This window comes from Hafnia alvei (genome assembly GCF_034424155.1).
GTDB lineage: Bacteria > Pseudomonadota > Gammaproteobacteria > Enterobacterales > Enterobacteriaceae > Hafnia > Hafnia alvei.
The window spans coordinates 4113100-4139198 of sequence record NZ_CP139992.1; the positions used below are offsets into that span (position 1 = coordinate 4113100).

Annotated in this window: 19 protein-coding genes; 12 read left to right on the forward strand and 7 right to left on the reverse strand. The window is 51.7% G+C overall.

What is annotated here, in order from left to right; genetic code table 11:
• Positions 1–14: 14 nt before the first annotated feature.
• The gene (locus tag U0008_RS19005; protein ID WP_043489043.1) at positions 15–938 is read right to left on the reverse strand and encodes a carbamate kinase; all 924 of its coding nucleotides are present in this window, start codon (positions 936–938) and stop codon (positions 15–17) included.
• 434 nt (positions 939–1372) lie between these two features.
• Between U0008_RS19005 and U0008_RS19010 the strand changes: the two genes are divergently transcribed.
• The 5 genes from U0008_RS19010 (at position 1373) to allS (ending at position 7522) form a co-directional block, all read left to right on the forward strand.
• The gene (locus U0008_RS19010; RefSeq protein ID WP_043489041.1) at positions 1373–2596 is read left to right on the forward strand and encodes an MFS transporter; all 1224 of its coding nucleotides are present in this window, start codon (positions 1373–1375) and stop codon (positions 2594–2596) included.
• 15 nt (positions 2597–2611) lie between these two features.
• On the forward strand, positions 2612–4279 hold the full coding sequence (fdrA, locus tag U0008_RS19015; protein WP_043489039.1) for an acyl-CoA synthetase FdrA: 1668 nt from the start codon (positions 2612–2614) through the stop codon (positions 4277–4279).
• A 10-nt stretch (positions 4280–4289) separates the two neighbouring features.
• Positions 4290–5552, forward strand: coding sequence for a YlbE family protein (locus tag U0008_RS19020; protein ID WP_043489036.1), 1263 nt, complete (start codon positions 4290–4292; stop codon positions 5550–5552).
• Between the two features lie 214 nt (positions 5553–5766).
• Entirely contained in the window at positions 5767–6600 is an 834-nt protein-coding gene (locus U0008_RS19025; protein WP_051874026.1) for an oxamate carbamoyltransferase subunit AllH family protein, read from the forward strand.
• Positions 6593–7522 carry an HTH-type transcriptional activator AllS gene (allS, locus tag U0008_RS19030; RefSeq protein ID WP_043489034.1) on the forward strand — a complete coding sequence of 310 codons (930 nt, stop codon included), beginning with the start codon at positions 6593–6595 and terminating at the stop codon, positions 7520–7522. Before U0008_RS19025 ends, allS begins: the two co-directional genes overlap by 8 nt.
• Positions 7523–7591: 69 nt before the next feature.
• On the opposite strand, the gene U0008_RS19035 is transcribed toward allS, so the two are convergent.
• The 6 genes from U0008_RS19035 to glpA form a co-directional block, all read right to left on the reverse strand.
• Positions 7592–8059 carry a NanQ anomerase/TabA/YiaL family protein gene (locus U0008_RS19035; RefSeq protein ID WP_043489032.1) on the reverse strand — a complete coding sequence of 156 codons (468 nt, stop codon included), beginning with the start codon at positions 8057–8059 and terminating at the stop codon, positions 7592–7594.
• 147 nt (positions 8060–8206) lie between these two features.
• Entirely contained in the window at positions 8207–9862 is a 1656-nt protein-coding gene (gene treC, locus U0008_RS19040; RefSeq protein WP_043489030.1) for an alpha,alpha-phosphotrehalase, read from the reverse strand.
• Between the two features lie 55 nt (positions 9863–9917).
• Positions 9918–11333 carry a PTS trehalose transporter subunit IIBC gene (gene treB / locus U0008_RS19045; RefSeq protein WP_043489028.1) on the reverse strand — a complete coding sequence of 472 codons (1416 nt, stop codon included), beginning with the start codon at positions 11331–11333 and terminating at the stop codon, positions 9918–9920.
• 1084 nt (positions 11334–12417) lie between these two features.
• Positions 12418–13617: an anaerobic glycerol-3-phosphate dehydrogenase subunit GlpC gene (gene glpC / locus U0008_RS19050; protein WP_025798398.1), complete on the reverse strand. Its 1200-nt coding sequence runs from the start codon at positions 13615–13617 to the stop codon at positions 12418–12420.
• On the reverse strand, positions 13614–14885 hold the full coding sequence (gene glpB / locus U0008_RS19055) for a glycerol-3-phosphate dehydrogenase subunit GlpB (RefSeq protein WP_043489026.1): 1272 nt from the start codon (positions 14883–14885) through the stop codon (positions 13614–13616). Before glpB ends, glpC begins: the two co-directional genes overlap by 4 nt.
• A complete protein-coding gene (gene glpA / locus U0008_RS19060) occupies positions 14875–16530 on the reverse strand; it encodes an anaerobic glycerol-3-phosphate dehydrogenase subunit A (RefSeq protein ID WP_043489023.1) in 1656 nt (551 codons plus the stop codon). Before glpA ends, glpB begins: the two co-directional genes overlap by 11 nt.
• Before the next feature lie 446 nt (positions 16531–16976).
• Between glpA and glpT the strand changes: the two genes are divergently transcribed.
• The 7 genes from glpT (at position 16977) to exaC (ending at position 25976) form a co-directional block, all read left to right on the forward strand.
• Positions 16977–18332: a glycerol-3-phosphate transporter gene (gene glpT / locus U0008_RS19065; RefSeq protein ID WP_025798404.1), complete on the forward strand. Its 1356-nt coding sequence runs from the start codon at positions 16977–16979 to the stop codon at positions 18330–18332.
• A gap of 241 nt (positions 18333–18573) precedes the next feature.
• Positions 18574–19626 carry a glycerophosphodiester phosphodiesterase gene (glpQ, locus tag U0008_RS19070; protein WP_395038448.1) on the forward strand — a complete coding sequence of 351 codons (1053 nt, stop codon included), beginning with the start codon at positions 18574–18576 and terminating at the stop codon, positions 19624–19626.
• Between the two features lie 296 nt (positions 19627–19922).
• On the forward strand, positions 19923–20201 hold the full coding sequence (locus U0008_RS19075) for a YdgH/BhsA/McbA family protein (RefSeq protein WP_025798408.1): 279 nt from the start codon (positions 19923–19925) through the stop codon (positions 20199–20201).
• Positions 20202–20327: 126 nt separating this feature from the next.
• On the forward strand, positions 20328–20939 hold the full coding sequence (locus tag U0008_RS19080; protein WP_043489015.1) for a glutathione S-transferase: 612 nt from the start codon (positions 20328–20330) through the stop codon (positions 20937–20939).
• 71 nt (positions 20940–21010) lie between these two features.
• The gene (selA, locus tag U0008_RS19085) at positions 21011–22414 is read left to right on the forward strand and encodes an L-seryl-tRNA(Sec) selenium transferase (protein WP_043489014.1); all 1404 of its coding nucleotides are present in this window, start codon (positions 21011–21013) and stop codon (positions 22412–22414) included.
• Positions 22411–24279 (forward strand): selenocysteine-specific translation elongation factor, encoded by a 1869-nt coding sequence (gene selB / locus U0008_RS19090; protein ID WP_043489012.1) that lies wholly within the window; start codon positions 22411–22413, stop codon positions 24277–24279. Before selA ends, selB begins: the two co-directional genes overlap by 4 nt.
• Before the next feature lie 161 nt (positions 24280–24440).
• Entirely contained in the window at positions 24441–25976 is a 1536-nt protein-coding gene (gene exaC / locus U0008_RS19095; protein ID WP_043489010.1) for an acetaldehyde dehydrogenase ExaC, read from the forward strand.
• Positions 25977–26099: the final 123 nt, after the last annotated feature.

The window sequence follows — 26099 nt, forward strand, 5'->3', positions numbered from 1 at the left end:
GCGCTGATTTTGTTTTATAGAACAGCCGCAGTTTCTGGCGTAATACAGGTACCTTTCTCCCGACGTAAAATCGCTTCGGCATCAGCTAATGCACCGATAAATGCCGTTCCGCCCGTTTGTTCAACAAACGCAATCACCGCCTCTGCCTTCGGCCCCATCGCGCCATCAGGAGCCGCAAACGGGCGCAATACCTCAGGGGTAACATGTCGTAATGCCCGCGCCTGTGGCGTTCCCCAATCCTGATAAACCGCATCCGCATCGGTCAAAATCATTAAATATTCCGCATGTAACTCTTCGGCTAACAACGCGGCTGATAAATCCTTATCAATAACAGCTTCAACACCGCAATATCCCTGTTGGCTTGCGACAACCGGCATTCCACCGCCGCCCGCACAAACCACAATATGATCGCTATCTAACAGGCACTTGATCGAGGCCAGCTCAACCACTTTTCTCGGCTTAGGCGAAGCCACCACGCGACGAAAATATTGGCCATCCGCTTTCATCGTCCAACCATAGCGGAGTTTAGGTTCATGCTGTTGGTCAGGCAGATAGACAGGGCCAATAAATTTACTCGGCTGCTGGAATGCAGGATCGTCTGCCTCAACTTCAATACGCGTCAGCAGGCTAACCACCTGAGGAATGTTCTCTTTCTGCCCTAACGACTGAGCAATCATATAGCCCAACATTCCTTGCGTTTCAGCCACTAAAATATCCAGCGGATACGCTGGGGTTTGCTGATCTAGCGCACCTTGCAGCGCTAGCAATCCCACCTGCGGGCCGTTGCCATGCACAATCACGACGCGATAATCGTTGGCTAGCCCAGCAACCACCTCAGCCACCTGAGCGATATTTTTGTACTGGTTTTGAGCCGAAAGAATTTCTCCACGCTGTAAAATAGCGTTTCCCCCGAGCGCTATGACGACGGTTGGTTTCATTTTATACCCCATAAAAAACGTTAATTTGTTGGGATAAAATTAAGTTTATTTAAAATATAAAATGTGATGGTGGCTACATTTAAAATACAGTCTATTATTTTTTTATAATTGGCATATCACAGAGCTGTTTAATTAAATAAAATTGAATAATAGATTTTTTAATTTTTTTTATTAATAGACCGTAGAATAAGAAAACTTCCCTTACAATAGATCAAATGTGATTTATCTCACCAGAATCCCCCTACGATTATTATAGTTTACCGTCATAGCGATTTGGCACGAACCATTTTTATTATAGCTATGCCCAATAATTTCAATATTTTGGTCGTAAGCATTCTTGACCCCAGTACCTCTGATCTAAGTCAGTGATAGGGATGAGCAGGACGGCTAACGCGCCATAAGCAAGAGATGCTGGGTATTCAGGGGAGTATCTTATGTCACAATCGATAGAGCATGCGGGCGCACCGCAAAAAACAGGCATACCCGCTTGGTGGATAACCGTATTTTTATTTTGGCTCGGCTGGATATTTATGTATGCAGACCGTACGGTATTAAATCCGGTGATGGGTGAGTTGGAAAAAGAATTCGGATTAAATGGAACACAACTAGGAATATTAAATTCAGTGTTTTATTTCTCCTATGCATTGTTGCAAGTTCCGGCAGGGATCTTAGGAGATAAAATAGGCAAGAAAAAAGTATTAGTTCCTGGATTCTTATTATTCGGTATTTTTACCGCCGTCACAGGATGGGCGAAAAGTTGGACAACGCTACTATTTTCCCGTGTCGTCACCGGCGCAGGCGAAGGAACTTATTACGGCCCTCAATATGGCTTATCTTCGGAACAAATTCCCAAAAAATATCGTTCTCTCGGTAGTGCCATCATTAACAGCGGTATGGCATTCGGCATTGCTCTCGGGCTGATGTCATCAAGCTGGTTAGTTTACGATCAGGGCCACAGCTGGAGAATGCCATTTTACGCCATGGCCGTGCCTAGCATTCTGACCGGCTTAGCGATCTGGTTCTTCGTTAAAGAAAAGAAACGCAGCGCGGTCACCGCCGATGGCGTTGCGGTTAAAAAAGGTAAATTCAGCGATTTATTAAAAAACCGCAATCTGCTGCTGGTCTATCTGATGGTGTTTTGCAGTCTGTTCGGATTCTTCGTCATTCTGACATGGCTACCGTATTACCTCCAAAGCGAGCGTGGGATCCCAGGCAGTGAAACCGGCTTTATCTCGTCCTTAGTGGCATGGATTTCGATCCCCGGCGCCCTGCTGTTCTCAACCATTTCTGACCGTTTGGGAAAACGTAAACCGCTCATTTTGATTCTGGTTCCTCTCGCGATTCTGAGCATGCTCTCAATTGTTTGGATGCCAACCATGGGCGGCGTTATTGCAGCGCTGTGTATTTATGGTCTGGTGGGCAAGCTGGCGCTTGATCCCGTTCTGGTGGCGTTGGTCGCCGACAGCGTGGACGAAAATAACTACAGCACCGCCTTTGGTTTATTCAACTTCATCGGCATGAGCTCCTCTATTTTAGCGCCGATCATCGCCGGTGCCGCTCGCGATATCACCGGCAGTTTGGCCTCCAGTTTCTATGTATCAGCAGCCCTCTTGGTCATTGGCCTGTGCGGCATGTTGTTCCTGAAAGAAAAGAAATAATCCGAGGGAATTAAAATGATTTATGCATCTGTAAAAAAAGGCAGTTTTCAGGATTCTGTAAGCCTGATGCTGATATCACGCAAGCTCAGTGAGTCACCGCAGGTGGATGAGGTCTCCGTCATGATGGGCACTCCAGCCAACAAATCACTTCTGGAGACCACCGGTTTTTGGCATGAAAGTTTTACCAGCGCTACGCCAAATGATATTTGCGTAGCCATCCGTACTCATGAAGAGATCCCAGATATTGCGCAGCTTATTGGCCGTCAGCTAGAAATCGAGCTGAGCGCTATCGCCCAAGGGCAAGCTTCTGGACAACATTTGCAAAAAGTTCGCCGCTGGGACAGCGCACAACAAAAGCTTCCCGATGCTAATTTGCTGCTCATTTCCGTTGCCGGTGAATATGCCAACGATCTGGCGCGTCAGGGATTGGAAAACGGCAAAAACGTTATGCTGTTCTCCGACAACGTGCCCGTTGAACAAGAACTCGCGCTGAAACAAACCGCACGTGAAAAAGGGCTGCTGGTGATGGGGCCAGACTGCGGCACCGCCATGGTCGCCGGTGCGCCTTTAGCCTTCGCCAACGTACTCCCTAAAGGCTCTATCGGGGTGATTGGGGCCTCAGGCACGGGTATTCAAGAACTTACCTCGCAGATCGCGCTACTCGGCCACGGCGTCACCCATGCTCTGGGTCTCGGCGGCCGAGATCTTAGCGAGGCCATTGGCGGCATCAGCGCGTTAAGCGCCCTAGAAATTCTCGCGGGTGATGATCAAAGCAAAGTACTGGCCTTCGTGTCTAAACCTCCGGCCGAAAGCGTACGCAAGCGGGTGATAACCGCCATGCAAGCAGTGGCAAAACCGGTTGTCGCGCTTTTCCTTGGCACTAAACCTGAGCAAAAACATGAAGGTAATGTTTGGTTAGCCAGTTCATTAGCCGAAGCCGCTCACCTTGCTGTGATGCTCGCTAGCGTCGAAGAAATTGCCGCTGCCCAGCCGAGCGTCATCGGCAAGAAAATCCTAGGTCTCTATGCCGGTGGTACGCTGGCGGCTGAAGCCGCAATGTTATTGGCTGAGCAGATAAATGCCAAAACCGATAGCAAACACGATCGCGGCATCATGCTGCACGCTCAGGGGCATACCCTTATCGATCTGGGTGACGATGCGTATACCGTTGGCCGCCCACATCCAATGATTGACCCTACCAGCCGTTCACTTGAGATCCAAAAAATTGCCCACCAGCCAGACATTGGCGTGCTGCTAGTCGATGTGGTGTTGGGCTATGGCGCATGTGCCGATCCTGCCACCGCAGTGTTAGAAGCGGTCGATAAAGTCCGCACGGCACGGGGCGCCGAGAATCCACTAGTGGTCATCGCAACCGTAACCGGTACACAGCAAGATCCTCAGCCGCGCGCTGAGCAGATCGACACGCTGATTAACGGCGACATCGTCGTCATGAATACGCTGCAAGAAGCGGTGTTACTGGCTCATCATCTGATTGTTCGCGTGCCAGAACCCCCTCACTACCCCCGTAATCCACTGCTTGATGGCGTCAAAGTCATCAACGCTGGCCTGCGCAGTTTTGCTCAAGACTTGCAAAGCACCGGTTGTCCTGTCGTGCATTACCAATGGGCCCCTATCGCGGGCGGCAATGCTCATTTAGCCAGTTTGCTAAAACAATTAAATTAAGAGGTCTGCTATGTACTCATCTATTGCGCACGCCAATGAGGCGATCGTTGCACGCATTAAAGAAGCCCGTCCATTCTGGACCGGCGTTCATTTGGCTAAAGAGGTGATCCCTGCTTTACGTGAAGGAAAAACCTTGCTGCATGCAGGCCCTCCAATTGAATGGCAGGACATGACGGGACCAATGCGTGGAGCATGCCTCGGCGCGTGCCTCTATGAAGGTTGGGCTCAGAATGAACAACAGGCGCATGCGTTGTTGGAAACGGGTGAGATCACCTTTATTCCTTGCCATCACGTTAACGCCGTTGGCCCTATGGGCGGGATCACTTCGGCCAATATGCCGGTACTTGAAGTTAAAAATCACGTCCACGGCAACAGCGCCTACTGCAATTTGAACGAAGGTATTGGCAAGGTCATGCGTTTCGGTGCCTACGGTGAAGACGTCCAGCGCCGCCTGTGCTGGATGCGTGACACCTTAGCACCAGTATTGCAGCAAGCGCTCAGCGAAACTGAAAACGGCATCGATCTTAGCGCACTGATGGCTCAGGCCATCACCATGGGGGATGAATTCCACCAGCGTAATATTGCCGCGTCAGCGCTGCTGATGCGCACACTAGCACCTAAAATTGCGCTACAGAATGACGATAAAGCACGCTTGGGTGAAGTATTACAGTTCCTCAGCGTGACCGATCAGTTCTTCCTAAACCTCGCGATGGCCTATTGCAAAGCGGTAATGGATGCCGCCGCAGATATCAAAGCCGGTTCCATCGTGACAGCCATGACACGTAATGGCCGAGACTTCGGCATTCGCGTCAGCGGGCTGGGCGATCGCTGGTTTACGGCGCCGGTGAATACGCCGCAAGGGCTGTTCTTTACCGGCTTTAGCCAAGATGATGCCAACCCTGACATCGGCGATAGCGCCATTACGGAAACCTTCGGCATTGGCGGTGCGGCGATGATTGCGGCACCTGGCGTAACCCGATTTGTCGGTGCCGGTGGCATGGATGCAGCTCAAGAAACTTCGGAAGAAATGAGCGAAATCTATCTGCAACACAACCCGCTGCTGCAGATCCCATCATGGAATTTCCAAGGTGCCTGTTTAGGTCTGGATATCCGTCGCGTCGTCGAAACAGGGATCACGCCGCTCATCAATACCGGCATTGCTCATCGCGAAGCGGGTATTGGCCAAGTCGGCGCAGGCACCGTGCGAGCACCGCTGCCCTGCTTTGAGCAAGCGCTAGAAGCGCTGGCTGAAGCGATGAATATTCATGCATAAGGTCTATGCATAACACACCAAGCGCCTGCCTACTGGCTGTAATGTTGTTCATTTAAGCCTGATTTTAGGGGGAGCACACCGATGGGGTCGTAGCGGCGTAAGCCGCCGGAGCGCCCCGCGGTGTGCTAGACCCGTGTATCTCGATCGCTTAAACAATCAGTATTATGACTCACCGTAGGCGCTTTCTCCCCTTCAACTCTTAGGAGAACGGATAATGATTTGCTCTCCTTTAGCCGCCAGTGACTGCCTGCCGCCAATACACGGTGTCTGGGTATGCGATAATCGATTTAATCACGCCATTAATCTGCGTAATGCATCCAATCAGTTATTAACCTTGCATCGCTATGGGCACGGGATTAGCCCGATGGGATGGCTCATACGCCGCGCTGAGTTTGACCAACTCAGCCATTATTTAGCCCCCGGAACCCGTTTGACGGCGATTAACGGTGGGCTATTTACCCCGCATATTCAGTTGCTCAAACCACGGCGAACGCTGTATTTACGCATATCCGAAAAGCTTTCCATTGCGCCACAGCGCTTTGAAAAATACCTTTCGCGCCATAGCGCTATCACCGGATTATGTGGGCCGCTTAATCAAGCTCCCCAATCGTCGTCACCTTACACCGCTATTTTCACCCAGCAGCTTTCTCGCTGGGCGCAGGGCTTCGCCCCAGACTGGCGTTCTATTATTGGTTTAGGCCCCGGTTTAACCCCCAGCGGTGATGACATGTTGGTTGGCATGATGGCCATTCTTCACGCCACGTCACAGACGGCGCTGCGCCCTTCACTGCTTCCCAGCGACAACCTGCTGATAGCGTTAACCACCAGCGTCAGTGCCAGCTATCTTTACTACGCAAAACGGGGTTATTTCAGCACCACAATACACTCTCTGCTACGCCGACTTGCACGTGGCTCACAGGCTACAGAAAGGTCGCTTGAAAGCGTCCTGCGGCATGGACATACTTCGGGGGCGGATACTTTATTGGGAATGGATCTCACTCTGCGCTGGCAATACGCTCATCAACGGAGGGTTGAATACGATGTTTGATCAAGAGACGCTCCGCACGTTTATTCGAGTCGCTGAAACACGCAGCTTCTCTAAGGCGGCGGAATACCTACATAAAACGCCCGCGGCCATCAGCTATCGTATTAAAACGCTGGAAGAAAGCTTGGGAACACAGCTGTTCCTGCGCACCACGCGCACCGTCAGCCTCACGCCCGCTGGCGTTCATTTGCTAGAACGTTGCCATCAGTGGCTAAGCTGGATTGACGCCATGCCCGATGAACTCAGTCAAGTCAACGACGGTGTAGAACGACAGGTTAATATCGTAGTCAATAACCTGCTTTATAACGCAGCATCGGCGGCAAAACTGCTGACATGGCTCAATCATCGTTTTCCTTTCACCCAGTTTCAACTTTCACGTCAGGTCTACATGGGGGTCTGGGATGCGATGCTTTATGATGATTTTCAACTTGCGATTGGCGTTACCGGCTCCGAATCACTTTCCAACTCGATACGCACTCTCCCCTTCGGCGAAGTAAGCTGGGTCTTTGTGCTTGCCCCCCATCATCCCTTAGCCGCCAGCACTACGCCCTTAACCAACACGCTATTACGCGGCTATCCAGCCATCAATATCGAAGACACGTCGCGGAACTTAACCAAACGCGTGGCTTGGCTTTTACCTGGACAAAAAGAAATTAAAGTGCCAGATATGCAGACCAAGCTCGAGTGCCATCTTGACGGGCTCGGCGTGGGTTTTTTACCTAAGAATATTTGCCAGCCTTTCATCGATCGCGGCCAGTTGCTAACGCGGGAAGTCGACAACAAACGCCAGCCCTCGCCTTTGTCGCTCGCCTGGAGCAAAGACCGCAATGGCAAAGCGGTGCAGGAAATTGTTTCACTGTTTAAACATGGGGATGAGCGGATTCGTGGTTTTCTGACCAATATCGACAAATACACGCTGCGGTGAGGGTTTCTGCAAGACTTAGTCATCGCAGTCGCGTAGACTGCGATGAATCACCGATCTATTGACACTCAATCACTTCACTAAAATCTTCACGACCGCTTTTTTAACCGGTGCATTCTCACCCACGGTGCACATGGGCTTATGTAACTCACCGGGATAGAACACCACGAAATCACCTGCGTTCATGATAAAGCTTTTCTCTTCTAAGCCCTGCTGCTCTAGAGGCAAAAAGGCAATGTCTTTACCCTCAAGCCATTCAGCGCGGCCTTGCGGTGCGGCTAGATTGCTAAAGACCATTTTTTCCTGCCCGGCTAAAACAATTTGGATATCCAAATATTTACCGTGCAATTCCTGACGGCGCTCTTCCGCTGGAGAGGTTGAATCGTTAAAAATCATCACGAACTGATTTTCGCCATCCACATCAAACTTGCCTAGCGCAGAATCCGCATTGAAATTCGCCATAACATGTTGAATCACCTGCTTGAGCTGAGCAGGTAAATAAGGCAATAGTTCTAGATGATTAACATTTCCAGTGATCATACATTCCTCGACATTTCTCTTAAATTATTTTGAAACATCGTTTTAGTATAAAGAAACAGTAGCATCCGAAACGAGGTGCCAACCACAATTTAATGAGGATTGCCGCCAACAAAAATCCCCCAAATCAGGGGGATTCACGTCAGACAGTTATGCGTCTACAAGCCAATAAATACTTTCATATGGCCGCAGCGACTGAGTAACTGCGCTTTGCTGAGGATAGTTACTCATCAGCACACGCCCCTGTTTCGGCAACTCGCCGCTTATCTCCAGCGTCTGCGTTTGCGCGCTCAGGTTGGCCAATACATATAGGCTTTTCCCCTGATAGCTACGACGGTAGCACCATTGCGCCGGATGATTCGGCAGCAAATCCTCATAGTCGCCGTGGGTCAGCAACGGCAATTGCTTGCGCAGCTTAATCAACGACTGGTAGCAGTAATACACCGACGTTTCATCGGCGACCGCCGCCTGAGCGTTGATCTCGGTATAGTTGTCGGCAGGTTCTATCCACGGTGTTCCCTGCGTAAAGCCCGCATTTGGACTCGCATTCCACTGCATTGGGGTGCGGCTGTTATCGCGTGATTTAGTCGCCAGAATCGCTAACAGCTCTGCGCTGTCTCGCCCCTGTTCGCTGAGCTCTCGGAACATATTCAGGCTTTCAACATCGCGATACTGCTCGATATCGGTAAAGCCCGGATTAGTCATACCCAGCTCTTCACCCTGATAGATATACGGCGTGCCTTGCATACCATGCAGCACCATTGCCAGCATTTTTGCCGACAGGCTCCGCCATTCACCCTCATCACCAAAACGCGACACAATGCGCGGCTGATCGTGGTTACACCAGAACAGCGCATTCCACGCTCGGTTATGCATTCCCTGCTGCCAATAGGCAAAAATCCTCTTCAACTCAACGTAGTCTGGCTTCGCCAGCGTCCATTTTTCACCACCGGGATAATCCACCTTCAAATGATGGAAATTAAACGTCATCGAAAGCTCGCTGCCGTCTAGCGCCGCATAGCGCTGACAATGTTCAAGCTGCGTTGACGACATTTCACCAACGGTCATTAAGCCCCGAGGCTTAAAGACATCACGGCCAAACTCGCTGAGAAACTCATGAATACGCGGACCGTCTGTATAAAAACGACGCCCGTCCCCTTGCAGATCGTCTGGGAAATCCTGCTGTTTAGACACCAGATTGATCACGTCTAAACGCAAACCATCAACGCCTTTGTCCGCCCAGAAATGACACACGGCTTTCAGTGCTTCACGCACCGGCGGATGTTCCCAGTTGAGATCTGCCTGCTGAGGTGCGAACAAATGCAGATAATATTTCTCTGCGCTTTCAGACCATTGCCACGCGTTGCCACCAAACTTCGAGCGCCAGTTATTCGGCAACGCCTGCGCTTCGCCGTCACGCCAGATATAAAAATCATGCTTCTCGTCGCTAGGATCCTGCGCCGCAACAAACCATGGATGCTGAGTCGACGAATGGTTAAACACCATGTCCATCACGATACGCATTCCACGCTGATGAGCTTCATCAACCAAACGCTCAAAATCCGCCATCGTTCCGTAATCAGGATTGATCGCGCAGTAATCAGCAACGTCATAGCCATTATCAATCTGCGGCGACGGATAGACCGGCGTCAGCCACAGTGCGCTCACGCCAAGCTTTTGCAGATAATCCAGACGCTGAATAATCCCGTTGAGATCGCCTGTGCCGCTGCCGGTACTGTCTTGAAAACTTTTCGGGTAGATTTGATAAATCACACCGTTTTGCCACCACGGCACTGTTTCGCTCATCGTCATATTCCTATTTTCACTCTACGGCCACGAGACTCGCAGCCGTATTCATTCGTTATACCGGCAACTCGCCGCGCTTCTGTTTACGCTTATAAATCAAGATAGTTAGGGCAAGAGGCACTACAATCGCAACCACCATCGCCACGGCATAAATTCCCCAGAATTTCGGTTGGATAGAAAGAATCCCCGGCAATCCACCCACGCCGATGCCGTTAGCCATCACGCCAAACAACCCACAAATCAATCCCGCACAGGCACCGCCAATCATGGCGCACAGCATCGGGAAACGGTATTTAAGGTTGATACCGTACATCGCAGGCTCGGTAACGCCGAGGTAGGCAGAAATCGCCGCTGGCACCGAAATTTCACGTTCGTTAGCTTTGCGGCTAATGAAAATAATCGCCAACACGGCAGAGGCTTGAGCAATATTCGACAACGCGATAATCGGCCATACCGGCGTTCCGCCCATGCTTTGCACCATCTGCATATCGATCGCTAGCGTTGTCTGATGCACGCCGGTAACCACCAACGGTGCATACAAGAAGCCAAACAGCGCCGCGCCAATCGGAGCAAAACTGCCGGTCATCACCGCTTTCACAGCCCATGCAACGCCGTCGCCAATCATGCGACCAAACGGGCCAATCAGGGTGTGCGCCAAGAACACCGCCAGAAGCAGTGACGTCACCGGCACGACGACCAGATACAGATAATCGGGGATCAGGCGTTTTAAGCGAGTCTCAATCCAACCCAAGGCTAAACCCGCCATCACGGATGGAATCACCTGTGCTTGATAGCCAACTTTTTCAATCGTGAACCAGCCAAAATTCCATACTTCAGGCAACTGCTGGCCCAGCATGTACGAATTCATCAGCTGTGGAGAAACCAACGTAATCCCCAGCACGATACCGAGGATCGGCGTACCGCCCATCTTCTTCACCGTTGACCAGCAAATACCTACCGGCAGATAGAAGAATATCGCTTCGCCCAGTAGCCACAGGAAGTCATAAACCGTTTTCCACGCCGGATGTAATGCCGTCAACGGCTGTCCATCCACCAACGGAATATCGCCGATCACATTACGGAAACCGAGGATCAAACCACCGCTGATTAACGCAGGCAGCAACGGGAAGAAGATCTCGGCGAAATGCGAAATCGCAATTTCCCACCAGCTCATATTCTGACGAGCGGCTTTCTTGGCCTGCTCTTTGTTACTGGCATCGACGTGTGCCGTGCTAATCAACGCCTGATACCAATCGCCCACGTCCGTGCCAATGACAACCTGAAACTGCCCTGCATTGGTGAAGCAGCCCTTCACCATCGGCAATTCTTCAATCTTTTTAGGCGCAGCCAGCGCCGGATCGTTCAGTACAAACCGCAGTCGGGTAAGGCAATGACTGACGGTAGCAATATTTTCACGCCCGCCCACCAGTGCGATCAGCCGATCAACCTGATCTTGTTTTACCTTGCTCATATTGAGTACCTGTAGAGTCGTTCTGATTTCAGAGTAACGTGGATCGGCGCCATACTTTCGATCCATAAAAACTGAGTTGCATAAAGCGTAGTCACTATGACGGTTTTATGGAACGGGAACGTTCCCGAAACTAGGTATTGATCACAAGATTTGTGGTGGGGGATGAGGGAGGGGGAGGAGAATGGCAGCGGTCTAGACAGTGAAAGGTTTCGTACGCCTGTACTGTATATGTTGGATCAGTGGAGGGTTTCGTCCGCCAGTCGCCTGTACTGTATATGTTAGATCGGTGGAGGGTTTCGTCCGCCAGTTAGCTTTTATATTCCCATGAAACCGCTGTCGTAGGCGTCCGAGAAGAGGTTGCCAGCGCGCAACCTCTTCACTCTCGCGCTTTTTACCGAGTCGTTTGGCCGACCGGTCTCGGAGCGTACATCCTGTACGCCCTCAACCTGCCACCAGCATCCCTGCTGGCGGCTCTAAAATGCATTCTTTCAACACGAAAACACAAAAGACAAAAGACAAAAGACAAAAGACAAAACCCTATCTGGTTTCTTGTTTAAGTTTAGGTAGTGGGAGCAGTGGAAACAGGATGTTTCCACTAGGGGAGGAGGCGCCAAGGATGGCGCATGCCGACCCGGCGCGGAGATGGCATCTCGGATAAAAGCGCGCGAGTTGAGAGCCCCCGCGCAACGGGGCTCTCATCGGACGCCTACGATGGGCATTACATATAAAATGGTTACTGATAGGCGGACGAAACCTTCACAGCCCTAACATAAAATTTCGTTTAACACGAAAAAACAAAAGATATTTTCTATCTTTTTATTTTCTTTGAATTGTTTAAGTCTTGGTAGGGAGAGCCGCCGGTACAGGGATGTACCGGCGGAGTTTGGGGCGCCCTGGATGGGCGATACCAAACCGTAGCGGAGATGGCGTCTCGGATAAAAGCGCGCGAGTTGAGAGCCCCCGCGCAACGGGGCTCTCATCGGACGCCTTCGATTGGCGTTACATGTGCAAACCGTTATTGATAGGCGAACGAAATCTTTCACAGATCCAACATATACAGCACTAGCGACTGACGGGTGAAACCTTACCCCAACGCCCGCGCCAGCAACGAAATCGGATGCTCACATTTCTTACTCGTCGACATCTCAATCTGCCACTTACAGGTTTCGCAGTCCGTTACCACCAGATCCACCCCGCTCTCTTCGATCTGGCGGAATAACCCCGCACCAATTCCCTGCGATGTCTCGTAGTTCTCTTTCTTGAAGCCATAAGTTCCCGCAATACCACAGCATTGGGAATCCAGAACCGTCAGCTCTACGCCGGGGATCATTTGCAACAGCGCCAGCGTATACGGCGTCCAGCCCATTTTTTCCATATGACACGGCGTGTGGTACGCGATCTTCATCGGCGTCGATTTCAGCTTTAACTCACGTCCACCGTCTAATAAGCGGTAGAGATAGCGCGTTGCCAGCTCAACGTGTTCACGCACCTGTGTGGTATCCACATCCAGCACGTGCGGATATTCATCACGGATGGTAAATGCGCAGGTTGAAGACGTGGCAACCACCGGAATGCCTTTGCCAATCACGGCGTCGGTCAAAGACTCTGCGTTAACGCGAGCCTGCTTTTTAGCCTGTTCGATAAATCCATTCGCGATCAGCGGTACGCCGCAGCATTTTTCACGCTTCAACAGCTGCACGCCGATACCCATCGCGTTAAACACGCTCACCAAGTCTTTGCCGAGCTGCGGATGGTTATAGTTAACGAAACAACCGTGGAAGAACGCGACCTGTTCGGCGAACTTAGCCTGTTCTGCGGCCTGTTTTTTGTACCAATGACGGAATGTCCCCAGCGAATATTTTGGCAACTCACGGCGATGGTCGATCTTCAGCGCTTTATCCAACAGCTTACGCACTGGTTTCAGACCGGTAGTCATATTCACAATCGGCGCGAACGGCGTTGATAGCGTCCCCATCAGATCGGTATGGCTGAGGATAGCGTCACGCAGCGTCGGTTTATGCTGGCTATAATTCGCCTTAGCGCGTTGAATAATATCGCCAATTTTTACGTCTGATGGGCAAGCGACCTCACAGCGTTTGCAGTTGGTACAGTATTTCAACGCATCATCATAAAGCAGAGGATCTTTTAAACGCAGACGTTCACCGTCTGGCCCTGCCTGCTTTGGCCCCGGATAATTCGGATTAACCTTCGCAACAGGACAATAGGTGGTGCACACCGTGCATTTAATGCAGTTTTCAAAGCTGTTATCTGCGAGCAGGTTCATAGCGCGCCCTCCGCTTTTGCCAAAATTTGTTCCGCTGCATGCAGCGCCGTTAGCATTGAAACACCGGCACCACAGCCTTGCTGAATAGGATCGTATCCCCCCAGAACAGCACCAATGACGCGTAGATTACTCACGACTTTGCCACCTACTGTTGGGCGCAGTTGCTCATCGGTGCTCACACCAAACTGCAAATACGGCTGAGGCGAGAACATATTTTCAGTGCTCCAGTTAGCCCGCTCGTTTTCACTGATAACGTCTAAGCCAAACACAGGTTCAGTCACGCCGTTGAAATCAGCCTTAAGTCCATTACTGAAGAAACTACCGCTCGCCAGAACTACATTTTTCGCCCGCAAAGGAATGTCAGTGTGGTTACGCGTGTAAATTCTCGCTTCTTGCCCCTCTTCCAGATCGGCTCTTAACACCGCATCACCGGGCATGATCACGCCGCCCAGCGCCTGAAAACGGCGGCGAAGCAGATGATGCAAACGCATTCCCAGCACCGATGGCGGCAGCGTTGGCAACAGTAATAACGGCACTCTGACTCGTGAGCGCAGATGTTCTAATGCGTCAGCTTGTTCCATGCCAACACAGGCAGGCATGATGATGGCATTCACCTGCTGGGCAAGACGGTTAAGTTCGTCAATCAACAGCTGTTGGTTATCAGGTAAATCCAACACGCGCGCAATATTCACCGCGCGGAATTCACTTGGGTTATTGCGTAAACGATCTAACGCGGGCAGCGTGAGCTCCGCGATTTTGGTTTCTATGCCCTGCTCGGCCAACGAATTCGCCACGAGATGCGGCTGGAAATCGAGGAATCCTTCAATACCGGCAACCAGCACGCGTTCCCACGGCAGCGGCTGATCCAGTGCGCTCACCGGCACTTCGTTTGGGCTCAGCCACGTTGCTCTGCGCGTTCCCAACGGCGTGACGCGTAAATGGTTTTGTTGGCAGCTTCCCACTAACGCCAGCCCGCTGCGTTCCAGCAAACGTTCCGATTCCGCGGCATAACGCACCACGGCATCATGCCCCATTAAGCTATAAGGATGCTGTGGAGCCTGAGCCGACAAAGATTCCAACGCGGCCAGCGGTTGCTCTACGGCGCTGCCGTCAGGCAGATGACATAACAGATCCAGCGAGCCAGAAGAAAAATGCAGCGCGCTTTGACCCGAACTCACAATGGCGCATTTTTGCCCAGCCTCAGCTAATCGAATACCGCACAATAGCCCAGCCAAGCCGCCGCCAATCATTACCGTGTCAAATTTCATTGTCATTCTCCTGAGCGCCCTGATTCTGCGCGGGTGCTTCCATGCCGCATAAACCTTGATAAACCCAAGCCGTAAATTCGCTTTCGCGCAGCGCGTCGCCCCATGCTATTGGGCGCACGCCTTTCCAACGTTCATTAAGGAAATGAGAGAGCTGATCGATAGATTGCTTCGGCGTGGTAACTTTAAAACGATTAAGCAGACCCGCAGCGCGGCAGGCACAAAGCTCGCCCTGACAGGTGCCCATGCCCACACGGGTACGTCGGCGCAAATCCACCAGATTATTCACCGTCAGAGAATCAACCGCATAACGCACTTCCCCGGCGGTAACGGCTTCACATTCACATACCAAACTGTTGCTAAGACGATCGCCCGCCAGCATACGATCGGCGCGATCGCCATGACGATAAACCGCCGACCCCCTGATCGTGGCAGGCAACGAGATCACCTTACGTAGCGTCTCTTCGGCGGAATGTTGAGATCCCGGCAGCGCCTCGGTCGCGGTGGTACACGCGGTTGTAATGCCGAGTTTCTCACAGACTTTATCTGTCGCCCATTCCGCCATCAGGCGATAGGTCATCAGCTTGCCGCCGGTGATGGTGATAAAGCCTTCTAGGCCATCTCGAACCGCATGATCGAGCAGCACAATGCCGCGGCTCACATTACGCCCGCTTGGATCGTCGTCGCTGGCAACCAACGGACGCACGCCCGCATAGGCGCGCAAGATTCGCGTTCTCGCCAATTTAGGCGAAAGCTTCTCGCCCTCGCGGATCAAGATATCGACTTCTTCCGGCGTCACGATCATGTTGTCGATCTGATCGTAATCGATGTGCGTTGAGGTGGTGCCGATCAGCGAAATGGTATCGCCCGGTACCAAAATATCGGCATCGGCGGGCTTGCGACAGCGGTTGATCACCATATTGTTGATGCGATGTCCAAGGATCAACAGCGCGCCTTTGGCTGGGAACATGCGTACCCGTAAATCGGCATACTCAGCAATGTGCTGACCCCAAATCCCCGCGGCATTCACCACGATTTGTGCATGAATTTCATAGCTTTCACGCGATTTATGGTCGATAACGCGCACGCCGGTGATGCGATCGCCGTGGCGTAATAATCCGCTCACTTCGTGATAGGTCAGCACCTGTGCGCCATGCTCACGCGCATCCAACATATTGGCGGCGGTGAGACGGAATGGATCAACGGTGCCATCAGGCACGCGTACCGCGCCAATCAGAGCGGGGTTAGCCGCAGGCTCCAGACGTAGCGCCTCTTTAGGATCGATGGCCTCCGCATCAATACCCGCTTTTTGACAGGCCTCGATAAAGCCAGATTGAAAACCTAAATCATCTTCAGGAAGCGTGATAAACAGGCCATCTGAGCGTTCAACGCAGTGACGAGCAATGCGCTTAAGAATTTTGTTTTCTTCAATACATTCACGCGCGGATTCGCCGTCGGTTACCGCATAACGCGCACCGCTGTGCAAAAGGCCGTGATTGCGCCCCGTTGCGCCCGTCGCAATATCGTGGCGCTCCAATAAAATACAACGCAGGCCACGGCGTGCGCAGTCACGTGCAATCCCTGCACCGGTCGCACCGCCCCCGATGATGATGACATCAGTCTCTTGTGTCGCTGGGCTTTGTAGCATGTGTGGCTCCCGACCTTAATCACAACAATGAATGTACTGATAAATAGTTGTGCTTATTAAGACATAACCCACACAGAAATTGTTTGATAAGGAGCAAATACGCGCACAAAACGAAAGTGATTAGCGCGTATTTCACCATTTTTGTGATCATTATCACTAGATGTATGTGATTTTTGGTTTCAAAAAATTAACTAACCGCTCAAAATCAGCATCGCATTCATAAAACTGTAACAATTTGCGCGATCTCTCACAGTAACGAAATGCGCGTTTGAATACTCTACGCTCGAAAAAGAAAATGGAATGACCACCACTGAACGGAAAATAGCGTAAGACAACACCATTGCTGTTCTATTTTTTGTTGGCACACAGCAAACCTTAACCGGGCTCACTGGGGAATCGGTTCAGGATACATATAAAGAAGAGAAAGCCATCGGAGGCATATCTACATGTTAAGTATTTTTAAACCCGCAGCGCACGCGAAGCGCTTGCCTGACGCTCAGGTCGATCCGACCTATCGTCGTTTACGTTGGCAGATCTTCATGGGGATCTTCTTCGGCTACGCTGCCTACTATCTGGTGCGTAAAAACTTTACGCTAGCAATGCCGTACCTTATCGAACAAGGTTTCTCTCGTGGCGATCTGGGCTTTGCCCTTTCCGGGATTTCAATCGCGTACGGTTTCTCGAAATTCATTATGGGTTCCGTCTCTGACCGCTCGAACCCGCGCGTATTCTTGCCTGCCGGTCTGATTTTGGCCGCTGCCGTGATGCTCTTTATGGGCTTTGTGCCATGGGCAACCTCCAGCATTGCGGTCATGTTCGTTCTGCTGTTCCTGTGTGGTTGGTTCCAAGGGATGGGATGGCCTCCATGTGGACGTACCATGGTTCACTGGTGGTCACAGAAAGAGCGTGGCAGCATCGTTTCCGTGTGGAACTGTGCGCATAACGTCGGCGGCGGCTTGCCTCCACTTCTGTTCCTGTTGGGGATGGCGTGGTTTAACGACTGGCACGCGGCGCTGTATATGCCAGCCATCGCAGCCATTGTTGTTGCTCTGATCGCTTTCGGCCTGATGCGCGATACTCCGCAGTCTTGTGGTTTGCCACCGATTGAAGAGTATAAAAACGACTATCCGGATGATTATTCTGAGAAAGCCGAAGAAGAGCTGACCGCTAAGCAAATCTTCATGCAGTACGTGCTGCCTAACAAACTGCTGTGGTACATCGCTATCGCGAACGTGTTTGTTTATCTGCTGCGCTACGGCATTCTGGATTGGTCACCAACCTATCTGAAAGAAGTGAAACACTTCGCGCTGGATAAATCCTCTTGGGCTTACTTCCTGTATGAATATGCGGGTATTCCAGGCACCCTGCTGTGCGGCTGGATGTCGGATAAAGTGTTCCGCGGCAACCGTGGCGCCACCGGCGTGTTCTTCATGGTGCTGGTCACCATCGCCACCATCGTTTACTGGATGAACCCAGCCGGCAACCCTGGCGTCGATATGGCTTGTATGATTATCATCGGCTTCCTGATTTACGGCCCTGTTATGCTCATCGGCCTGCACGCCTTAGAGCTGGCACCGAAAAAAGCAGCGGGTACCGCAGCGGGCTTTACCGGTCTGTTCGGTTACTTAGGTGGCTCGGTTGCAGCCAGCGCCATCGTGGGTTACACCGTTGACTTCTTCGGCTGGGACGGCGGCTTTATGGTGATGATTGGCGGTAGCATTCTCGCCGTTATCCTGCTGTTAGTCGTGATGATCAACGAGAAAAAACATCACGAAGAAATCGCGGCAAACCGCGGGAACTAATCTTTAAAAAGTTTCACTAGGCCGTGTCGTTGCTTCCTGCGTCACGGCCTTTTTTTTACCCAAATAGACCCAAAATAATTCGAGTTGCTTGAAAGCCGCAAGAGAAAGAATCCCGATGAACTTACTCTGGTAAGTGATTCGGGTGATTGAACGCAGCCAACGCATGAGCAGCTTGAAGTATGGCGGGTATAGACCTCTAAAAATAAGGAAAACCTCTATGACCCTACGACTCAATACCATCATGGCAGGATTGCTATTAAGCGGCACGCTGGCGATGAGCGCACAGGCCGCCGATAAAGTGGTTATTGCGCACCGCGGCGCGAGCGGCTATCTGCCGGAACATTCCCTGCCTTCTAAGGCCATGGCTTATGCTCAAGGCGCAGATTTTCTCGAGCAGGATTTGGTGATGACTAAGGACGACAAATTAGTTGTCCTGCATGACCATTATCTGGATCGTGTGACCGATGTTGCCGACCGTTTCCCCGATCGCGCACGTAAAGATGGGCGCTACTACGCGATTGATTTCACCCTCGACGAAATCAAATCGCTGAAATTCACCGAAGGTTTTGACATTAAAGACGGCAAGCGCGTGCAAAGCTATCCGGGCCGTTTCCCAATGGGAAAATCTGATTTCCGCATTCACACCTTTGAAGAAGAGATCGAGTTTGTCCAAGGGCTTAACCACTCAACGGGCAAAAACATCGGGATTTACCCAGAGATAAAAGCGCCGTGGTTCCACCAGCAAGAAGGCAAAGACATCTCCACCAAAGTGCTACAGGTGCTGAAGCAATACGACTACACCGGCAAGAACGACAATGTTTATCTGCAATGTTTCGATCCAAACGAGCTTAAGCGCATCAAAACCGAGCTAGAGCCTAAGATGGGCATGGATCTCAAACTGGTTCAGCTAATTGCTTATACCGACTGGAATGAAACCTATGAGAAAAAACCAGACGGCACGTGGGTGAACTACGACTACGACTGGATGTTTAAACCGGGTGCGATGAAGCAGATTGCGCAATATGCCGACGGCATTGGGCCGGATTACCACATGCTGGTGGGCAAAGATGCTACCCAAGCTAATCCAAAACTAACCGAGATGGTAACCGATGCTCACGCCGCGAAAATGGTAGTGCATCCCTATACCATTCGCGTTGACGCCTTGCCAAATTACGTCAGCAACGGTGACCAGCTTTACGATCTGATCTACAACAAAGCAGGCGTTGACGGCGTATTCACTGACTTCCCAGACAAGGGCGTTCAGTTCCTTGAGAAACAGGGACAACATAAATAATATTTACCCTTTCACAGGGGGCTTTCGCCCCCGCATAAACATCGTTTTCCCTTCCTCCCTATCAATCCTGAAAATCTACACTAAGCTTGAAAGGCGATTAAAAAACCGTCTGATTAATTTTTTTAATCATCGAATTTCGACGGTTTCAAACACTGAACTCAGGATTAAAGCGGTTGCCTTCCGCCTACGTCCTTATATTCCATGCTGTACTACGTCGTAGATCCATCGTTTGAAGGATGAACTGCTGGCTTTGTCGTTAAGGCCGGTCACTCACAAATAAAACCGAGGATACAGATATGAATAAATACTTACTTGCTATTGCCGGTGCCTCTCTGCTCTCTTTCTCTGCATTTTCTAACGCGGCTGATGAAATCAAACATTCCGATATGGAAAAATACACCAAAATTGGCGACGTCAGCGCCGAAGTGCGCGACGGCACCATGGATGACATCGTGAAAAAGCTGGAGAAAAAAGCCGAAGAGAAAGACGCTGACGCTTACCGCATCACTTCAGTCGGAACAGAGGGCATGGGCGATATTGCCCGCGGCACCGCCGAAATTTACAAGAAGAAGTAAACTATTTGCGCCACCGACCACTATTCCGTGGTCGGTTCTCACTTCCTTACCCTAACGTTTCTGCCATACTCATCCCAGTATCCTTTTTTAAACTCATCGTTTTGTTAGTGGATAAGGACAGGGACTATGAAACTCATTGGCAGCTATACCAGCCCCTACGTGCGCAAAATTTTTGTTATGTTGTTGGAAAAAGGGCTGACATTTGAATTTGTTAACGACATTCCGTGGGAAAGCACCAGCCATGTTCCGCAATATAACCCGCTAGGGAAAATTCCCGCGCTCGTCACCGCCGACGGTGAGATCTTTTATGACTCCCCCATCGTTGCCGAATACATCGATCTGTTAGACGCCGCGCCAAAATTCGTACCGGAAGATCGCCAACAGGCGCTGCGTGTACGTCAGCTAGAAGCGCTTTCTGACGGCATCTGTGACGCCGCGGTGCTACTGGTTCAGGAAATGATGCGCCCAGCCGACAAGCAGAATAGCGACTGGATTGTGCGCCAGCGTGGCAAAATCGATCGTGGCTTAGACGCTTTAGAACAACACGCGAAAGAAGGTAAGTGGCTCAACGGAGCACAGATGACGCTGGCAGATATCGCTACCGGATGCTGTCTTGGCTATCTCAATTTTCGTCGGGTCGCGCCGAACTGGAGTTTAGAGCGCCCTGAGCTGGTTAAACTGGCGGAGCGTTTGTTCCAACGGGAGAGCTTTACCCGCACAGAACCACCGGTAACCTGATACTCGCTGTATTCTTAGGCTCTCAGCCTTTATCATATTCACTATTACGATGATAAAGGCGTGAGATCACCATGTCCGTAGACAGCCAGACTCTTTATAGCCAGCTCCCCTCCGTCGATACGCTGTTACGCGACGAAACTTTCCAACCCTTGTTGGAAAATTATGGCGCACAGCTCGTCACCCAAACCTTACGCAGGCTGCAACAGCAGGCGCGAGACAGCATTCGCGTTCAGCAACAGCTTCCTGCATGGTGTGAAAACTGGGCTCTTGCAGTTGAACATCAGCTTTCGCTCAGCCAAAAAGACGCACTCCAGCAGGTTTTTAATCTGACGGGAACCGTATTACATACCAATCTTGGCCGCGCCCTGTTAGCAGAGCAGGCTATCGACGCCAGCGTCATGGCAATGCGCCACTCCGTCACGCTGGAATACGATCTCGACGGCGCAGGCCGTGGCCATCGCGATCGCGCGATCGCCGACCGCCTGTGTGAATTAACCGGCGCGGAAGATGCCTGTATCGTTAACAACAATGCGGCTGCAGTGCTGCTAATGCTGGCCGCGCTGGCGAGCCATAAACAGGTTATCGTTTCACGCGGCGAACTGGTTGAGATTGGCGGTGCGTTCCGTATCCCTGACGTCATGCTGCAGGCCGGATGCGAACTCACAGAAGTGGGCACCACCAACCGAACTCACCTCAAAGACTATCGTCAGGCCATCAACGAAAACACCGCGTTGCTGATGAAGGTACACACCAGCAATTATGCGATTCAAGGATTTACCTCCGCCGTAGATGAAGCCGAGCTGGTGGCGTTAGGTCGTGAAACGGGGATCCCCGTTATTACTGATTTGGGCAGTGGTTCGCTGATTGATATGACCACCTACGGTCTTCCCGCCGAGCCAATGCCGCAAAAGCTGATTGCCGACGGCGTAGATTTAGTCAGCTTTTCCGGCGATAAATTATTAGGCGGGCCGCAGGCCGGTATTATCGTGGGCAAACGTGAGCTGATTGAACAGCTGCAAAACCATCCGCTCAAGCGCGCGCTTCGCTGCGGTAAAATGACGCTGGCAGCGCTTGATGCCACGCTCCAGCTCTATCAACAGCCAGAGAAACTCGCTCAGGCTTTGCCGACGCTGCGACATATGACCCGCACCGAAGCTGAGATCCGCGCCTGCGCCGAGCGTCTATTGCCGCCATTACAGCACCGCTTCGCCAAGCAGTTTAACGTGAGCATCGCACCTTGCCAGTCGCAAATCGGCAGCGGATCGTTGCCGGTTGATCGCCTGCCAAGTATTGCCATCACCCTGATGCCGCACAGCGGAAAAGGCGGCGAACTCGAAGCGCTGTCTCAGCAATGCCGAGCGCTATCCCGCCCAGTGATTGGTCGCATCAGTGAAGGAAAACTGTGGCTCGATCTGCGCTGTTTAGAAGATGAAGACGGACTTTTATACGCGTTATTACAGGAGTTACGTCCATGATTATTGCTACCGCTGGGCACGTTGACCACGGTAAGACCACGCTGTTACAGGCGCTGACGGGCGTGGATGCTGACCGTTTACCGGAAGAAAAACGCCGCGGTATGACCATCGACCTCGGCTACGCCTATTTGCCATTAGACGATGGCAACGTGCTGGGTTTTATCGACGTTCCCGGCCATGAAAAATTTCTGGCCAATATGTTGGCCGGTATTGGCGGTATTCCCCACGCCCTGTTAGTCGTGGCCTGCGACGATGGCGTTATGGCGCAAACACGCGAACACCTAACGCTGCTGCGGTTAGCGGGCAAACCGGCATTAACCGTGGCGTTAACCAAAGCCGACCGCGCCGATAGCGCCCGTGTGGATGAAGTCCACCAGCAAGTCACCGACGTACTGCATGAAATGGGGTGGTCTGACGCGCCGATTTTTACCACGGCAGCCTCTCAGGGTGAGGGAATCGATGAGCTGCGTGCGCATCTTATTGCCTTAACCGAAACACCAGCCCATCTCGATCAACGCTTCCGTTTAGCCATCGACCGTGCTTTTAGCGTGAAAGGTGCGGGTTTAGTGGTTACCGGCACGGCGCTCGCAGGCCGCGTGGAAGTGGGTGAAAATCTGTGGCTAACCGGTTGTGATAGACCCGTGCGCGTACGCGGCATTCATGCCCAGAACCAGCCTTCTGAACATGCCCATGCGGGTCAGCGTATTGCGCTAAACCTCAGCGGCGACGTCAGCAAAGAGCAGATCAGCCGCGGTGATTGGCTGCTGGCACAGCGCCCTTCGGAAACAGCGAGTACGCGTATTTTAGTTGCGCTTGATCTCATTGCACCCATCCAGCACTGGCAACCGCTACATCTGCATCATGCCGCGAGCCACATTACGGGGCGTATCTCATTATTGGATGAGCAGGCTCCGATGGAAGGCGTTCAGTTGGCTGAGCTGGTGCTCGATAGCCCGCTATGGCTGGTCGAAAATGACACCCTGATCATGCGTGATATTTCAGCACGCTTCACGCTGGGTGCAGCCCGAGTATTGCAAACCACCTCTCCGCGCCGTGGTAAGCGTCTGCCTGCATTTTTAGATTGGCTCAAACAGCTCGCCCATGCGCAAAGTGATGCCGAGGTATTAGCCTTACGCCTGCCTAAAGGCACGCTTTCTATTCCTCAGTTCGCCTGGGAGCGCCAGCTCACGGCAGAACGCTGTAGCGAGCTTTTCCATGCCGATAATCTGCTGGTGGTCGGTGACTACGCGTTATCACGCGAGATAGCGGAACGCTTCCAACAGCGTTTGTTAGACACGTTGGCGCTGTTCCACGAGCAGCATAACGATCAGATGGGCGTTGGTCGCGCGCGCCTGCGCCGTATGGCACTGCCCGTCGAACCCGAATCGCTGGTGTTTGCCCTCATTAATCATCTGCTGGCTAATCAGCAAATCGTCAACAGCCGCGGCTGGCTACATCTGCCACAGCATGGTTTAACCCTGAGCGACGCCCAGCAGGTGTTGTGGGAGCGTACACAACCGCTGATTCAGGATGCACCATGGTGGGTGCGCGATCTCGCCAAGGAAGTGAACGCCGAAGAAAATGAAATGCGCCAATTACTGCGTCAGGCGGCATTGCTTGGCTACATCACCGCCGTGGTCAAAGATCGTTACTATCGCACCGAGCGTATGCATCAGTTTGCCGATTTGATCCGCGCCATGGATGCCACGCAGGGCAGCACTTCCGCCGCAGATTTTCGTGATCGTCTGGGCGTAGGCCGTAAATTGGCGATCCAAATTCTGGAGTTTTTTGATCGCAGCGGCTTCACTCGCCGTCGTGGAAACGATCATCTATTGCGAGATAGCGCGCTGTTCAAAGACGATTAACCATCTATCATGGCTTTTTGGTGCGCATTTGCGCACCAAACTGTGATCCCTTCCGAATAAATACGCCCTCCTTGTCCCTCATATATTCAGCCACGCTACGCTTATAGAGCAATATATATACGTTTCACTGTACCTGACACTATGGACTCAAGGAGACAGTAATGACGAATCACGCTCTTGATATTCTCACTCCCGGTAGTGGCAACTCCCCCCTCAAACTCAAATCACGTTATGACAACTTTATCGGCGGAAAATGGGTGCCACCCGTTGAAGGAGAATATTTCTCTAACCTGACCCCTGTCACCGGACAAGCACTTTGCGAAGTGGCCAGCTCCAGTAAGAAAGACGTGGATTTAGCGCTCGATGCCGCCCACGCCGCCAAAGATGCCTGGGGAAAAACCTCAGTACAGCAACGCGCTAGCGTGCTGTTTAAGATTGCTGACCGCATGGAGCAAAATCTAGAATTGCTGGCTCACGCTGAAACGTGGGATAACGGCAAACCGATCCGTGAAACTCTAAACGCCGACGTTCCTCTTGCCATCGATCACTTCCGTTACTTTGCCTCCTGTATTCGCGCTCAAGAAGGAGGTATCAGCGAAATTGATAGCGAAACCGTGGCCTATCATTTTCATGAGCCGCTTGGCGTCGTAGGACAGATCATCCCGTGGAACTTCCCTCTGTTGATGGCCTGTTGGAAAATGGCACCTGCGCTGGCAGCGGGCAACTGCATCGTATTAAAACCCGCTAAGCTAACGCCGATGTCCGTGCTGATCATGATGGAGCTGATCGGCGATTTGTTGCCAGAAGGCGTGCTCAACGTGGTAAACGGTGCAGGTGGCGAAATTGGCGAATATCTAGCAACCTCACCGCGCATTGCTAAAGTGGCGTTTACCGGCTCCACGGAAGTGGGTCAGCAAATCATGGGCTATGCGGCGAAAAACGTGATCCCCGTTACGCTTGAACTGGGCGGAAAATCCCCCAATATTTTCTTCGCCGACGTGATGGACAAAGAAGACTCCTTCTTTGATAAAGCGCTGGAAGGGTTTGCCATGTTCGCCTTTAACCAAGGCGAAGTCTGCACCTGTCCAAGCCGCGCGCTGGTGCAGGAATCGATCTACGAACGCTTTATGGAACGCGCAATCAAGCGAGTGGAATCCATTCGCTCGGGCAACCCGCTCGATAGCAATACCCAGATGGGCGCTCAGGTTTCCGCAGGCCAAATGGATACCATTTTGAAATATATCGAAATTGGTAAAAAAGAGGGCGCTCGCGTACTAACCGGCGGTGGCAAACGACTTCTAGAGGGCGGGCTAGGCAGTGGATATTATTTAGAACCTACCATTCTGTTTGGCAAAAACAGCATGCGCGTTTTCCAAGAAGAGATTTTTGGCCCAGTACTGGCCGTCACAACGTTCAAAAATCAGGCGGAAGCGCTTGAGCTCGCTAACGATACCGATTACGGTCTCGGCGCAGGCGTATGGACGCGTAATGGCACCGTCGCTTATCAGATGGGCCGCGGTATTCAGGCCGGTCGCGTGTGGACAAACTGCTACCACGCCTATCCGGCACATGCCGCATTCGGTGGCTATAAACAGTCTGGCATCGGGCGCGAAACCCACAAAATGATGTTAGAGCATTACCAGCAAACGAAATGCCTGCTGGTTAGCTATAGCGAAAAACCTCAAGGGTTCTTCTAATACGAAAAAGTATTAGCTCAATAAACCCCATTTAACTCTCCCCTTCACCGGGGAGAGTTAAACTGGCGAGCAACGCGCCCAGACTCAAACTGTTCATCACTGGCGTTTCGCGCTACACTTTTT

What these genes read in the sequence shown, in the direction of transcription:
- U0008_RS19005 (WP_043489043.1), bottom strand. Translation starts at nt 938, where the DNA reads ATGAAACCAACCGTCGTCATAGCGCTCGGGGGAAACGCTATTTTACAG.
- U0008_RS19010 (WP_043489041.1), top strand. Translation starts at nt 1,373, where the DNA reads ATGTCACAATCGATAGAGCATGCGGGCGCACCGCAAAAAACAGGCATA.
- fdrA (WP_043489039.1), top strand. Translation starts at nt 2,612, where the DNA reads ATGATTTATGCATCTGTAAAAAAAGGCAGTTTTCAGGATTCTGTAAGC.
- U0008_RS19020 (WP_043489036.1), top strand. Translation starts at nt 4,290, where the DNA reads ATGTACTCATCTATTGCGCACGCCAATGAGGCGATCGTTGCACGCATT.
- U0008_RS19025 (WP_051874026.1), top strand. Translation starts at nt 5,767, where the DNA reads ATGATTTGCTCTCCTTTAGCCGCCAGTGACTGCCTGCCGCCAATACAC.
- allS (WP_043489034.1), top strand. Translation starts at nt 6,593, where the DNA reads ATGTTTGATCAAGAGACGCTCCGCACGTTTATTCGAGTCGCTGAAACA.
- U0008_RS19035 (WP_043489032.1), bottom strand. Translation starts at nt 8,059, where the DNA reads ATGATCACTGGAAATGTTAATCATCTAGAACTATTGCCTTATTTACCT.
- treC (WP_043489030.1), bottom strand. Translation starts at nt 9,862, where the DNA reads ATGAGCGAAACAGTGCCGTGGTGGCAAAACGGTGTGATTTATCAAATC.
- treB (WP_043489028.1), bottom strand. Translation starts at nt 11,333, where the DNA reads ATGAGCAAGGTAAAACAAGATCAGGTTGATCGGCTGATCGCACTGGTG.
- glpC (WP_025798398.1), bottom strand. Translation starts at nt 13,617, where the DNA reads ATGAACCTGCTCGCAGATAACAGCTTTGAAAACTGCATTAAATGCACG.
- glpB (WP_043489026.1), bottom strand. Translation starts at nt 14,885, where the DNA reads ATGAAATTTGACACGGTAATGATTGGCGGCGGCTTGGCTGGGCTATTG.
- glpA (WP_043489023.1), bottom strand. Translation starts at nt 16,530, where the DNA reads ATGCTACAAAGCCCAGCGACACAAGAGACTGATGTCATCATCATCGGG.
- glpT (WP_025798404.1), top strand. Translation starts at nt 16,977, where the DNA reads ATGTTAAGTATTTTTAAACCCGCAGCGCACGCGAAGCGCTTGCCTGAC.
- glpQ (WP_395038448.1), top strand. Translation starts at nt 18,574, where the DNA reads ATGGCAGGATTGCTATTAAGCGGCACGCTGGCGATGAGCGCACAGGCC.
- U0008_RS19075 (WP_025798408.1), top strand. Translation starts at nt 19,923, where the DNA reads ATGAATAAATACTTACTTGCTATTGCCGGTGCCTCTCTGCTCTCTTTC.
- U0008_RS19080 (WP_043489015.1), top strand. Translation starts at nt 20,328, where the DNA reads ATGAAACTCATTGGCAGCTATACCAGCCCCTACGTGCGCAAAATTTTT.
- selA (WP_043489014.1), top strand. Translation starts at nt 21,011, where the DNA reads ATGTCCGTAGACAGCCAGACTCTTTATAGCCAGCTCCCCTCCGTCGAT.
- selB (WP_043489012.1), top strand. Translation starts at nt 22,411, where the DNA reads ATGATTATTGCTACCGCTGGGCACGTTGACCACGGTAAGACCACGCTG.
- exaC (WP_043489010.1), top strand. Translation starts at nt 24,441, where the DNA reads ATGACGAATCACGCTCTTGATATTCTCACTCCCGGTAGTGGCAACTCC.